The sequence below is a fragment of the Arthrobacter sp. Y3225116 genome (assembly GCF_059091245.1).
The window spans coordinates 1-393 of record NZ_JBNHGL010000573.1 but is presented as its reverse complement, the minus strand read 5'-3'; the positions used below and the strand labels follow the sequence as shown (position 1 = coordinate 393).

At 73.8% G+C, this 393-nt stretch carries 1 pseudogene; it reads right to left on the bottom strand.

Annotated features, from left to right (window positions below):
- Positions 1–130: 130 nt before the first annotated feature.
- Positions 131–393, bottom strand: a pseudogene (locus tag AC5RV2_RS19020) (hypothetical protein); the annotation flags it as partial.

Genomic DNA, 393 nt, shown 5'->3' with positions numbered 1-393 from the left:
CGAGGCGTCGGGCGTCCTCGCGGCGCTGCCTGGCTGCCGAAGGCCCGGAGGCGGCAACGCGGACGGGTGCAGGGGTGTTCATCAGGGGGTTCATCACGTTCTTTCGTCGGGGGATGCGCGGGTGCGCCGGTCAGAAAGCGTGATGCAGGGGCGGCCCCCGGTGCCGCAGGGAAAGCAGCGGCGCACCAAGCGCGGCGAGGGTTCGGACAGTCCGTGCCCCGGGGCTGGCCAGCCTGGCCCGCGGTACCGGATGCCAGCCGTACAGCCGGCGCGGGACTGCCAACAGCACGGTTCCGGCCAGGGCCGCGGCAGCTTGCTCGCCGCGGCGCAGCAGCAGGACCGTTGCAACGGCAGCGGCAAGGTGGGCTGCCAGCATCGCCGGATCCTCGGCCG